Source organism: Streptomyces sp. NPDC052012, from assembly GCF_040689265.1.
Taxonomy (GTDB): Bacteria; Actinomycetota; Actinomycetes; order Streptomycetales; family Streptomycetaceae; genus Streptomyces.
In genome coordinates this window covers 144,087-156,441 of sequence record NZ_JBFAXA010000018.1, presented here as the reverse complement: position 1 = coordinate 156,441, position 12,355 = coordinate 144,087, and the positions used below count along the sequence as shown (strand labels likewise).

Here is a 12,355-nt window from a genome sequence, read left to right as displayed (position 1 = left end):
CGGCGGGCCGGGGCCCGGACGGCGGCGCGGGGGCGACCGGTGCGCCGGCGAAGAACTCGGGGGGCTCGGCGCCGCCGGGAGCCGGGGGCGGGACGGGCGGCCCGCCGTAAGCCGCAGGGAGCGGGGGCAGCGGGGAGCCGCCGGCGACCGACGGGGCGGCGGAAGGGTCGGCGGCAGCCCCGGCCGCGGAGCCACCGGCGTGGGCCGCGGCGGCGGGGACGGCGGCCGACCCCCGCGGAACGGGCCGGGACCGTGCCGCGTCGTACCCGGCGAACAGATCGGCCAGCCCCGCCGGAGGCTCGCGCCAGCCGGAGGACGCGGGGGCCGGCTGGCTCCGCCCGATCCGGAGCGAACGGAGCCGGGGGAGATCGGTGCGCCGCCGCAGGTCGGCGGTGGCGAAGGCGATGCGCACACCGGTCCAGTCCTCGCCCGTGCGCTGGGCGACCGAGGCACGCAGCACCAGACGCCCGTCGCCGTCGCCCTGGCGATGCGTGAGCCGGTAGGCCGGTACCCACACGGCACCGGGCACCCCGTACTCGACCTCCACCTCCACCTCGCCGGCGTCACCCGTGCCGTCGAGGGTCAGCACCGCGCACATCGCTGTCTCCACGTGCGCCGACGGTGTGTCGGTCGAGGCGCGGGACTGCCGGTCCACCGCGACGGTGAGCTCGTGCTCGACCTGGCGCAGCGCCTCCTCCAGCTCGGCGAGGCGGGCGTGCAGCCCGGTCAGCCGCTCGTCGACGAAGTCGGCGAGCTCCAGCCAGGCGTCGACCGGAGTGCGCCGGTGCGGATCGTCCCGTCTGCGGGCCGGCGGGACCGGGCGCAGCGCCCTGATCTCCTCGATCAGCCCGAGGTGTCGGTCCCGGCGCGCCTCGGCCGCCGCGTGCGCGTCGCGCAGCCGGTCCACCTCGCGCCGCAGCGCGTCGGCCGTGTCCTCGCCGAGCGGCTCGGCCTCGGCCTCCACCCGCGCCTGAGTGACGCGCACCCCGGAGCCGCCCAGGACACGCGCCCGCAGCGAGCCGGGGTCCAGCGAGCGGGGCAGTCCTGTCACGCGCAGGCGTCCGCCGGCCGGCACCCGGCCCCGCGCCAGGCGGCGGCAGAGCGCGCCCTGCGCATACACCACCACCGAGTCGAGTGCCGATTCCCACGCCTCGCCGTCCGCCTCAACCGCCATGCCGTTCCCCACCCCAGCCAGGTCTCATGCCGAGGGCAGCCTACGCCGGGCGGAGCACGCACCGTTACGGAGCACGGGAGTTGCGATGCTCTCCGGGCGCGGTGTCACGGAGCCCAGGGTGCCTCCACGGCCCAGGTCGTGTCCTCGGCGAACGTGGCCGGGAGCCGCGCGTTGTCGCGCCCTCCCGGCGGGTCCCCTCGCCGCCGGACGGCACGTGCCGCATCGTGGGTGGGGGCGGCCGCCCCGCCGGTGGCCGGCCGTGCCTGCCTCGCGTGCTGCAGCAGGGGCGCCTGTGAGGTAGGCAGGTAGAGGGAGTGAATGCGATGAGCCGAGCGGAGCAGCGCTTCGGGCGGGCGGGCGCGGAGGACGGGGCCGCGGGTCCGAGCGGCCTGATGGACCTCCTGGGCGTCGCCGCGGTCCTCGTGGAGCCCGACGGCCGGATCGACATGTGGAGCCCGCAGGCGGAGGAACTGTTCGGCTACGCGTGCGCCGAGGCCGTCGGGGAGTACGCCGCGCCGCTGCTCGTGCACCCCGAGCACCGCGCCTCGGCGATGAGGCTGTTCGCCCAGGTGATGGTCACCGGCCGGGAATGGGCCGGAGCCTTCCCCATCCGGCACAAGGACGGCAGCACCCGGACCGTGGAGCTGCGCACCATGCGGCTGACCGACAGCCTCGGCGACCACTACGCCCTGGGGCTGGCCACCGACCGGGCCACCCTGCGGCAGATGGAACGCAAGCTCGCCCTGTCCGAACGGCTGGTCGCCCAGGCTCCGATCGGACTGTCCGTCCTCGACACCGAGCTGCGCTACCTGGCCGTCAACCCCGCCCTGGCGGCCATGGACGGCGTCGACCCCGCCGACCACGTGGGCCGGCGCTTCCGGGACGTCCTGCCCGCCGAGCCGTACGCGAGCGTCGAGACGGCGATGCGGCAGGTCCTGGCGGGCGGCGTTCCCGTGGTGGACCAGCTGGTGGTGGGTCCGACGGCCGTCGCACGGGACGACGAGCGGGCCTGGACGATGTCGCTGTACCGGCTGGAGGACCACCGCGGGCACGTGCTGGGGATCGCCAACGTGGTCGTCGACGTCACCGACCGCTTCCAGGCGGCCCGGCGAGCCGACCGGGCCCAGCAGCGCCTGCGCCTGGTGGCCAGCGGCTCCTCCCGCATCGGCACCACGCTCGAGGTGGAGCGCACCGCGCAGGAACTGGCCGACGTCCTCGTGCCCGACCTGGCCGACATGGTCGCGGTGGACCTCCTGGACTCCGTCCTGCAGACCGGCCGCACGGGCCTCGGCGACGGTCCGGCGCTGTTCCGCGCCCTCGCGGTGAAGACCGCCTACCCCACCGACGCCGCCCAGGCGATCGTCCCGCCGGGCCACCTCACCACGTACCACGCCGACCACCCGGCCGCCCGCGCCATCCGCACCCGCCGTCCCCAGCTGATCACCCACCTGGAAGGCGACTTCTCCCGCATCGCCACCGGTCCCGAGGCCGCCCGCCTGCTCGCCGGGGCCGGCGTCCACACCGACATGACCGTGCCCCTCATCGCCCGCGGCGAGATCATCGGTGTGATGGGCCTGGCCCGTGCCCGCAATCCGGTCCCGTTCGACGAGGACGACGTCGCCCTCGCCGGCGAACTCGCCTCCTCCGCGGCGCTGAGCATGGACAACGCCGTCCTGCACCAGCACATCCGCAGCGCGGCCGAGACGCTGCAGCGCAACCTGCTCCCACGGCTCTCACCCCGCCATCCCGGCCTGGAGGTCGCCGCCCGGTACCGGCCCGCGCAGGCTTTCAGCGAGGTCGGCGGCGACTGGTACGACGCCATCGCCCTCGACGGCGACCGCACCGCGCTCGCGGTCGGTGACGTGATGGGCAGCGGCATCCCGGCCGCCACCACCATGGGCCGGCTGCGGACCGCCACCTCCACCCTCGCCGACCTGGATCTCGGCCCGGCCCGGATCCTCACCCACCTCGACAGGATCACCCGCAGTCTGGACCCGTACATCGCCACCTGTCTGTACGCGGTCTACGACCCGCACGAGCACCGCCTGGACGTGGCCTCCGCCGGTCACCTGCCCCCCGTCCTCATGCGGGCGGGCCGGCCGCCCCAGCTCCTCGACCTGCCGCTCGGCACCCCCCTGGGCGTGGGCGGCGTCCCCTTCGAGACGACCACCCTCGAGCTGCACCCGGGCGACCAACTGGCCCTGTACACCGACGGGCTGGTCGAGACCCGCCACGATCCCATCGACGAACGCCTCGACTTCCTCCTGCGCCAGCTGTCACCGCCGTACGGCACCGTGGAGGAGACCTGTGACCGGCTGCTCCGGCACCTCCCGCACCCCGCCGGGCACGACGACGTGGCACTGCTCGTCGCCGGCGCCCAGCCGCTGCCGGCGTCCCGCGGCACCGGCCCGCGCCCGCCCGGCGGCCGGTGACGCGCCGGCGCTCGTCACGCGGTGGGGGAGGCGGCGGGCGTACGGCCCGCCAGCACGTCCTTCAGCCGCTCGGTGCCCTGCCGCACGGCCGCGTCCACGGACTCCTTCTCGCCGCCGTCCAGGCCCCCGGCCGTGACGGTGATCGCGTCGGAGCCGACGCGTACGACGCCGACGTCCAGGGTGAGCGTGGCGGGCGCGCCGCCGGCCGTGCCCGTCACCGTCACGCGCAGCCCCTGCCGGGCGTCGCCCTCGTCGGGCAGCGAGTCCTCGACGACCTGGACGGTGCGTTCGTCGCCCCCGGAGCCGGTCGCGGTGAACCGGTCGCACTTGTCCGGCAGCTTCCCGAGCCAGTTCAGCGAGTCCTCCAGGCTGCCCCGGTCGTAGGCGGCCACCTGGTACAGCAGCCTCGAGTCGCTCTGCGTGAAGCCGGTGAGCGCGGACGCGCCCGACGGCTTGCCCAGCAGGTCCTCGCTGTAGAGGCCGTCGAGCAGCCGCTGGCAGTCGGCGGCGTCCGTCTCGCCGGTGAGCAGGTCGTCCACGTCGACCCGGCCGACCAGCAGGCTGTCGCGCCAGTCCTCGGCCCGGTCCGCCCGCGTCCAGTCGTCCTCGATGTCGGCCTCGGTGATCAGTGCCGCCCGCGCGCCGGCCTCCGTCAGGTCGCCGGAGGGGGTGGTGGTGCTCCGGGCGGCGGGCGCGGCGGCCCGTGACTCCCCCGGGGTCGCGGACGCGGAGACGCCGGCGGTCCGGGTCTCCTCGTCCGCGCCGTCGGAACAGGACGCGGTGGCCAGCAGAGCTCCCGCCGTCAGCACGACGGCGAGGACACGGACGGTGCGGGACGGACGACGGGTCATGAAACGGGCCTCCTGGCAGCACGGACGTGTGCCCCCAGCGCACCACCGGCCCGCAACGCCTACCAGCGCACACGGCCGTACGGGTGAGCCCGCGACGGGGTCACCCCGGCCCGGTGCGGCCGGCCGGCGAGGCCGGGGTCCCGAGGCGACGCCTCAGGAAGGGCTCCTGGGACAGTACGGCGCCCACGGTGAGGCTGACGGCGACGGCCACCGACACGACGATGAGCCAGGACAGCAGAACGAACACGGACCCGGCGGAACCGTACTCGGCCAGCGCCCGGTTGAGCGCCCGCGGCATGTAGAAGTGCGCGGTCACCGACAGGCCGCCGACCGCGACGGCCGTGATGACGGCCCCCGGCAGGAGGGGCCACCAGCGGACGGAGCCCAGCAGCAGGTGCTGGGTCCACCACCACATCGCCGTCTGCATGACCAGGACGACGGGAGCGGCCACCAGCGTGCCCCCGTCGACACCGTTGTGCAGCAGCCCCTGCAGCACCAGCGCGCAGATCCACAGGACGATCCACGCCAGCCACCGCCACGGAGCGACCTTCGTCTCCGTCCGGGGGAGCAGCCAGACCCGTCTGCACAGCCGTTGCACCGCACGGCTCACCGCGGTGGCCGACAGCAGCACCATCAGACCGCCCACCACCCCGGTCGCCTGGCGCAGATCGTCGCTCGGAGGCTTGAACGCCTGCTCCATCTGGGCCTTCGCCTCGCCGGTCAGGCCGAAGACGGCACTGATCGACGCGGTGATCTGCTCCCGCACCGCTGCGGGCGCGTACGCGCTCAGCACGAACAGCAGCGGAACGGCGGTCAGGAAGCACTGCGCGGCGATACGGGTGGCCGAGTCGAAGATGTTCACCGCCACCATGCGGTCCACGAGCCCGGTGACCACCGGGAACCGGATCTGCACCCGCTCGTGGACGGCCTTCTTCCAGGCCGCCAGTTTCCGCGTCCGGCCACGCCACCATGACCCGCTCAGCACGGAGCACCCCCGCCGACGGCTGCCGACGACGTCGCCGCCTCGTGTGCCCTCGTCACCATCGACCCGCTCCTTCCCACCCACAGACTGCGCGACGCGACGGGCCACGGCACCCGCGGCACCTCATGGCGTTCGTCCTGGTGGTGGCGTCCCGCCGGAGGGCTGCGGACGGGGCGCGCCTGCCTCGCGGGACGGAGGGCGTGCTGCGTGACCGTGAGCGAGCGGTCGAGGCCGTCGGCGGTCGTACCGCACCGGCGCCCGCGGCCTTGTCACCGTCCGACGAGCGGAGATATAACGTTGCAAAATGCGAGCGTGAGGGCTCGGCGGGCGCACGGCCGCAGGCGACGGGCACCACCGCTGACGGCCGCTCACGCCGGGCTCCGGAAGGGGAGCCGTGCGGGTCAGCCTCAAGGACGTTGCCGCGCACGCGGGTGTCTCCGTCAAGACCGTCTCCAACGTGGTGAACAACTACCAGCACGTCACCCCCGCCATGCGCGAGCGGGTCCAGCGGTCCATCGACGCCCTCGGCTACCGGCCCAACCTGACCGCCAGGCATCTGCGCAAGGGCCGCACCGGCATCATCGCGCTCGCCCTGCCCGAGCTCGGCAACCCCTACTTCGCCGAACTCGCCGCGGCCGTCATCGACTCCGCCGCCGAGCACGACTTCATCGTGCTGCTCGACCACACCGGCGGTCGTCGCGAACAGGAGATCCTGGTCAGCCAGGGATTCCGGGCGCGGGTCATCGACGGGCTCATCCTCAGCCCCATCGAGCTGGAGACCGACGATCTGCGTGAGCGCACGGAGACCGTACCGCTGGTGCTGCTCGGCGAGCGCGAGTACGACCTGCCCTACGACCACATCGCCATCGACAACGTCGCCGCCGCCCGTGCCGCCGTACGGCATCTGGTCGGCCTCGGCCGCCGGGAAGTGGCCTTCATCGGCGCCCGGCGCGGCCGCAGCGAGCCCGCGCAGCTCCGCGCCCGCGGCTGGCGCGAGGAACTGACCCGCGCCGGACTGCCCGCCGACGACGGGCTCGTCGCCGCCACCGACGGCTGGGGGCACGCGGACGGGGCCGCGGCCATGACGCGCCTGCTGGACGCGGGACGCCGCCCCGACGCGGTGTTCGCCTACAACGACCTCATGGCCATCGGCGCGATGCGCGTCCTGCACGAGCGAGGGCTGCGGATCCCCGAGGACGTCGCGGTGGCCGGCTTCGACGACGTCGTCGAAGGGCGCTTCGGCGCGGTGACACTGACGTCCGTGTCGCCGGACAAGGAAGCCATCGGCAGGCTGGCCGTCGAGTCGGTGCTGGCCCGCCTGACCGGTGAGGCCCCCGAGCCTCGGCGCATCACGGCCGCGTACCGCCTGGTCGAGCGGGAGAGCACGCTGGGACGCGCGGCGGCGCGGGACTGAGCCGGCGCAAGCGCTTTCACTCCGTGAGCCTGTGTGCACAGGGGGTTCGCAGCAGGTGGATGCCCCCGCCGGCGCGGGGGCATCCACCTGAGCCCTCGGATGTGGGCCGCAGCCGTTACGCCTGTTCCTGCTGCTCCTCGATGGCCGCCGGCCGCAGCTGCGCGGCACGGATGCGGTCGACGTCGAGCTTCAGGCTGCGGTCGAAGCGGTAGATGCCGTTCTGCTCCTGGAAGACGTCGGTCAACTGGGTGTAGCAGTAGCCGAACATGTGCGGGTCGCGCAGCAGCACCTCGACGAGTCCGCTGAACCGGGCGTGGAACTCCTCCTCGTCGCGGACCCGTTCACCGTAGCCCCAGGAGACGGTGCGGTCGTCGCCGGACCGGTCGGCCGCGGCCTCCGGGTCCCACCAGATGCCGCCGAACTCGCTGACGAAGTACGGCTGGCCGCGGTAGGGGACCGAGTAGGGCGTGCCGTTCTCATGGGTGTTGACGAACGGCTCGTCCTTGGCGAGCCCCGACATCAGCTGCCGGAACGCCTCCGGGTCCTGCTCGTAGTGGTGGGAGTCGTAGATGTCGGTCTCCGGGACCCGGTGGGCGTAGCCGGACGCGTCGATCACCGGCCGGGTGGTGTCCATCGCCTTGGTGGCCAGGAACATCGCCCGGGTCACGTCGTCGAGCTGAGTGATGCGGTCGTGGAGCTTCTGGTAGGTCTCGTTCAGCGGACACCAGCCGATGATCGAGGGGTGCGAGTAGTCGCGCTCCAGGGCTTCCAGCCACTGGGCGACGTAGGAGGCGTCGGGTTTCTGGTTGTCGCCGGAGGAGCCGCCCGTCTCGCAGCCCCAGTCCCCGAACTCGCCCCACACCAGATAGCCGAGTCGGTCGGCGTGGTACAGGAAGCGCTCCTCGAAGACCTTCTGGTGCAGACGTGCGCCGTTGAAGCCCGCAGCCATGGCGAGCTCGATGTCCCGCACCAGCGCCTCGTCGCTCGGCGCGGTCATCAGCCCGTCCGGGTACCAGCCCTGGTCGAGGACGAGACGCTGGAAAACCGGACGCCCGTTGAGGGTCACGGCCTTGCCGCGCAGGCCGACGGAGCGCAGCCCCGCGTAACTGTCCGCGCTGTCGGTCACCCGGCCGTCGGCGTCGAGGAGTTCGAGCCGCACGTCGTACAGGAAGGGGTCGTCCGGGCCCCACTCGCGCCGCCGGTCGTCCGGCACCGGCAGATACAGGCGCGGGGCGAGGTCCAGGTCGGCGCGTGCCTCGGCGCGGCTGACCTCGCCGGCGCCGTCGCTGAGCACGGCCCGCACCCGGTACCCCGGCCGGTTGCCGGACAGGGGCAGTTCGAGGTGGAAGGCGGACCCCGCGAGGTCGGGGGTGATCCGGGGGCGCCGCAGGTGCAGCTCGGGGACGGGCTCCAGCCAGACGGTCTGCCAGATGCCGGTCACCCGCGTGTAGTTGCAGTCGTGGTTGGCGTACTGGACGGCCTGCTTGCCCCGTGCCTGCGGTCCGGACTTGGGGTCGCGGGCCCGCACGGTGACGATCACCTCCTTGCCCGCCCCCGCGATGTCGCCGAGGTCGGCGGTGAAGGGGGTGAAGCCGCCGCGATGCCGGGCCACCTCCTTCCCGTCGGCCCACACGGTGGTGTCGTGGTCGACGGCGCCGAAGTGCAGCAGCACGCGCCGTCCGGCCCACGCCGCCGGCAGGGTGACGGCGCGCCGGTACCAGACGGCCTGGAGGAAGTCCGTGTCACCGATGCCGGACAGCTCCGACTCGGGAGGGAAGGGGACCAGGATCTCCTCGCGCAGCTCCCGGCCGAGCAGACCGCGTTCGAGGCCGCTGTCGCCCCGGTCGGTCTCGAACCGCCAGACGCCGTTGAGGTTGAGCCAGTCGCGCCGCACGAACTGCGGGCGCGGGTACTCCGGACGCGGTACGGAGTGAGAGGGCACACATGCTCCAGTCGATCGGTGGGCGGGCCGGGACGGCCGCGCCCGTGGATGAGCGAGGGGACGAGGTCAGGAACCGCCGAGGCCGGTGGTGGCCACGGAGTTGACGATGCGGCGCTGGAAGAAGAGGAACACCACGATCAGTGGCAGCGCCGCGAGCAGCGCGGACGCCATGGACTGCGCGTACTGGATGCCGTACGCGTCCTTCACGGTGGCCAGACCCACCGGAAGTGTCATCAGGTCGGAGTCGTTGGTGACGATGAACGGCCACAGGAAGTTGTTCCACGCCCCGATGAACACGAAGATCGCCACGGCGGCCACGATCGGCCGCGACAGCGGAAGCACGACCGACAGGAACACCCGGAACTCCGACGCGCCGTCGATGCGGGCGGCGTCCTGCAACTCCCGGGGGATGCCGTCGAAGAAGCGCTTGAGGATGAACACCATCATGGGCGCGACCACCTGCGGCAGGATGACCCCCGCATAGGTGTCCACCAGGTCGAACAGCAGCATCTGCTCGAACAGCGGCACGATGAGCAGCTGCGGCGGGATCAGGATGGCGGCGACCGTGACGCCCAGCAGCATCCGGCGACCGCGGAACGTGCCGCGGGAGAAGCCGTACGCGGCGAGCGTGGAGACGGCCACCGTGATCACCGTGACCAGCGCCGCGATCAGGAAGCTGTTGAAGGCCCACAGGGTGACGTTGCCGCGTTCCAGGATCTGGCGGTACGCCTCCGTCGTCAACGCGCCCTTGAACGGCGACAGTCCGGGGGTGGCCACGTCCTGCTCGCTCTGCACGGACGTGGCGATCGCCCACACGAAGGGCACCAGCCAGACGGCCGCCAGGACGACCAGCGCGGTCCCGGCCAGCACGCGCGGCAGCCGGCCGTGGCCGAGGAGGAGGGGCGACCCGGCCGCGTCACGGGGTGGCCGGGGGCGCCGTGGGCGCAGGGGGGTGGAGATGGCGGACACGGTCAGTCCTCCCGGCGGAAGAGGCGGAGCTGCACGAGCGAGACGACGATCACGAGCGCGAAGAACAGATACGAGACGGCGGAGGCGTAGCCGAGCCGGTAGCCGGTGAAGCCGACGTCGTAGACGTACTCGAGGATCGGGCGGGTCGAGCCGTTGGGGCCGCCCTTGGTGAGGATGTAGATCTGGTCGAACACCTTGAGCGAGGCGAGGATCTGCAGCATCGCCACCAGCGCGGTGGTCCTGCGCAGCTGCGGCAGCGTGATCGACCACAGCCGCCGCCAGGCACCGGCGCCGTCCAGGGCGGCGGCCTCGTCGTACGTCGACGGCAGCGACTGGAGCGCGGCGAGGTAGAGCAGGAAGTTGAAGCCGATCGTCCACCAGACGGTGAGCGCGGCCATCGACCACATCGCCACGGACTCGTCGGACAGCCAGCCGACGGGCTCCACTCCGAGCGCCCCGAGCAGCTGGTTGCCGAAGCCGAGGTCCGGCTGGTAGAGCCACGCCCAGATCAGGGTCACCACGGTCACCGGCAGCAGATACGGAGCGAAGAAGGCCAGCCGCCAGGCCCACTGCCCGGCGATGCCGCTGTGCACCAGCAGCGCCATCGCCAGCGCGATCAGCACCAGCGGCACGCTCGAGACGGCGGTGAACAAGAGCGTGTTGCCGAGACTGCTCCACACGTCCGGGTCACCGAACGCCTCGGCGTAGTTGTCGAATCCGACGAAGCTCGTCGCGCGCAGGGCCAGCGAGGTGTCGGTGAGACTCATCCAGAGCCCGTGCACGACGGGCCACACCAGGAACAGGCCGAAGACGAGCAGGAACGGCAGGACGAAGACGAGTCCGGAGCCCGAGGCGGTGGAGGTGCCGCCGCGGCCTGTGCGGAGACGGCCGCCCGGCCGTCGGGTCCCCGGGCCGCTGTGCGCCTCGGTCCCCGGGGGTGCGGTGGTTGCCATGGGATCGCTCCTTCTCCTCGTCAGGCCACCGGGTTGGGCTGCCGCAGCAGCGTGTCCGCCTCGCGGACCATCTGGCGCACCGCCTTCTCGGCGGTGGTGTTGCCCAGCAGCGCCGACTGCAGGGGCTGGGACATCCGGTTCTGGAAGTTCGACCCGGCCCCGGTGAACCAGTTCGGCGGGTCGAGCACCGCCACCTCGGCGGCGTCCGCGTACGAGGACTGCGGATCGAGCGCGGCGTACTCCGGTTCCTCCAGCACCGGCTGGTAGGCGGGGATGTGTCCGGCGGTGGCCCAGGTCAGGCTCTGCTTGACGATCTCCGCCACGTACCGGTGCGCCTCGCGTCGCCGCCGCGGGTCGGGGTCGTCCTGGTGCGGTAGGACGAAGGCGTGGCTGTCGGTGTAGACGGCCGGCTTGTCGAAGACCTGCGGGAAGGGCGCGGCACCGAGGGGAATACCGGATTTCTTCAGGTTCGGCAGCTCCCACTCGCCCAGCATGACCATGCCGCCGCGGCCGCCGAGGAAGCCGGCCACCGCCCCGTTGTAGTCCAGGTTGTTGGGGTTGGTACGGCCGTCGAAGAGCTGCTGCATGAACGTCACGACGCGGACCGCGGCGTCGACGTCGATCTCCGGTGGCCCTCCGTCGGGCAGGGAGAAGGACGCGCCGGTCTGTGCGTACAGGGCGGCGAACTGCCGCCAGTTCTGCGCCGTGTCGGTGACGTGGCCGAACAGGACGCCCGACTTCCCGGTCGCCTCGGCGAGCGCCTTGCCCGCGTCCAGGAACGCCTCGGGCGAACCCATGGGGGCGAGTTCCCCGGAGGAGTCGAGGAGTCCGGCGGTGTCCGCCACCTCCTTGTCGTAGAACACGATGAAGGGGTGCACGTCCAGCGGGATCGCGTACACGGTGTCGTCGTGCCGGGTCCGCGCCCACACCGCGGGCGTGAAGTCCCGCTCGGTCACGCCGAACTCGGCGAGCAGGTCCAGGTCGAAGGGGTCCAGCAGGCCGCCGGGGGCGTAGCCGGCCAGCCGGGACAGATGGAGCACGGCCACGTCGGAGGCGCGGCCTCCGGCGGCCGCCATGGCGAGCTTGGTGTAGTAGGACGGGCCCCAGTCCAGGATCGTCCGGTCGACGTCGAAGCCCCGGGGGCCACCGGAGACGGCCTTGATCATGTCGTCCATCAGCAGACCGTCGCCGCCCTGGAACAGGTCCCAGACGCTCAGGTCCGAGGCGCCGGAGGCGGAGGCCGGTGAGGCGCAGCCGGACAGCGGTCCGGCGGCGAGCAGCGCACCGGCCGCGGCCAGGCCGTTGCGCATCAGCCGGCGGCGGGAGAGTCCGGGCAACGGATCGGACGAGCGCCCGGCTTCCGGGACAGGGGGTCGGAGAGACATCACGGACCTTTCGACGGCCGGACACGCCTGAACGAGCCGGCGGCGGGCCACGGCGGACGTGGATCACCGCGTTCGGCAGGAGGGGAAATGCGGGTGACGCGATGCGACGCTGCGTTTTTACATCGATGTACATTGGGCTGTAAAGAGTTCGGGACGACCGTCCGGAAAGATGAACGTCGGCCGCGGGGCCTGCCTTCGGAGACGGGACACGCCGGGACGTAGACTCGGCGGCGGCGAGGGGCAGGGAGGTCGC

General features: G+C 72.8%; 9 protein-coding genes. 2 read left to right on the top strand and 7 right to left on the bottom strand.

Going from position 1 to position 12,355, the window contains the following annotated elements; translation table 11 throughout:
- Positions 1–1,174: DUF4140 domain-containing protein (locus tag AB0412_RS25720; protein ID WP_366404931.1), on the bottom strand; the 1,174-nt coding region annotated here is incomplete at its 3' end.
- A 323-nt stretch (positions 1,175–1,497) separates the two neighbouring features.
- Here AB0412_RS25720 and AB0412_RS25715 point away from each other — a divergent pair.
- Positions 1,498–3,606 (top strand): SpoIIE family protein phosphatase, encoded by a 2,109-nt coding sequence (locus tag AB0412_RS25715; RefSeq protein WP_366404930.1) that lies wholly within the window; start codon positions 1,498–1,500, stop codon positions 3,604–3,606.
- A gap of 14 nt (positions 3,607–3,620) precedes the next feature.
- Here the strand turns inward: AB0412_RS25715 and AB0412_RS25710 are convergent, their stop codons facing one another.
- Together AB0412_RS25710 and AB0412_RS25705 are read right to left on the bottom strand one after the other, a co-directional pair.
- Positions 3,621–4,457: a hypothetical protein gene (locus AB0412_RS25710; RefSeq protein WP_366404929.1), complete on the bottom strand. Its 837-nt coding sequence runs from the start codon at positions 4,455–4,457 to the stop codon at positions 3,621–3,623.
- Positions 4,458–4,557: 100 nt separating this feature from the next.
- Positions 4,558–5,442 (bottom strand): YhjD/YihY/BrkB family envelope integrity protein, encoded by an 885-nt coding sequence (locus AB0412_RS25705; protein WP_366404928.1) that lies wholly within the window; start codon positions 5,440–5,442, stop codon positions 4,558–4,560.
- 391 nt (positions 5,443–5,833) lie between these two features.
- On the opposite strand from AB0412_RS25705, the gene AB0412_RS25700 reads away from it, so the two are divergent.
- Positions 5,834–6,853 carry a LacI family DNA-binding transcriptional regulator gene (locus AB0412_RS25700; protein ID WP_366404927.1) on the top strand — a complete coding sequence of 340 codons (1,020 nt, stop codon included), beginning with the start codon at positions 5,834–5,836 and terminating at the stop codon, positions 6,851–6,853.
- 115 nt (positions 6,854–6,968) lie between these two features.
- Here AB0412_RS25700 and AB0412_RS25695 read toward each other — a convergent pair whose 3' ends face one another.
- The 4 genes from AB0412_RS25695 to AB0412_RS25680 all read right to left on the bottom strand — a co-directional run bounded on the left by AB0412_RS25695 (position 6,969) and on the right by AB0412_RS25680 (position 12,102).
- Entirely contained in the window at positions 6,969–8,795 is a 1,827-nt protein-coding gene (locus AB0412_RS25695; RefSeq protein ID WP_366404926.1) for a sugar-binding domain-containing protein, read from the bottom strand.
- A 66-nt stretch (positions 8,796–8,861) separates the two neighbouring features.
- Positions 8,862–9,764 carry a carbohydrate ABC transporter permease gene (locus AB0412_RS25690; RefSeq protein ID WP_366404925.1) on the bottom strand — a complete coding sequence of 301 codons (903 nt, stop codon included), beginning with the start codon at positions 9,762–9,764 and terminating at the stop codon, positions 8,862–8,864.
- A 2-nt stretch (positions 9,765–9,766) separates the two neighbouring features.
- Positions 9,767–10,717 (bottom strand): sugar ABC transporter permease, encoded by a 951-nt coding sequence (locus AB0412_RS25685; RefSeq protein ID WP_366404924.1) that lies wholly within the window; start codon positions 10,715–10,717, stop codon positions 9,767–9,769.
- Between the two features lie 20 nt (positions 10,718–10,737).
- Positions 10,738–12,102, bottom strand: coding sequence for an extracellular solute-binding protein (locus tag AB0412_RS25680; protein WP_366404923.1), 1,365 nt, complete (start codon positions 12,100–12,102; stop codon positions 10,738–10,740).
- Positions 12,103–12,355 lie beyond the last annotated feature (253 nt).

Bases quoted from the DNA above. Each gene is read 5' to 3' on its own strand.
- AB0412_RS25680 (WP_366404923.1), bottom strand. From the start codon at position 12,102: ATGTCTCTCCGACCCCCTGTCCCGGAAGCCGGGCGCTCGTCCGATCCG.
- AB0412_RS25685 (WP_366404924.1), bottom strand. From the start codon at position 10,717: ATGGCAACCACCGCACCCCCGGGGACCGAGGCGCACAGCGGCCCGGGG.
- AB0412_RS25710 (WP_366404929.1), bottom strand. From the start codon at position 4,457: ATGACCCGTCGTCCGTCCCGCACCGTCCGTGTCCTCGCCGTCGTGCTG.
- AB0412_RS25715 (WP_366404930.1), top strand. From the start codon at position 1,498: ATGAGCCGAGCGGAGCAGCGCTTCGGGCGGGCGGGCGCGGAGGACGGG.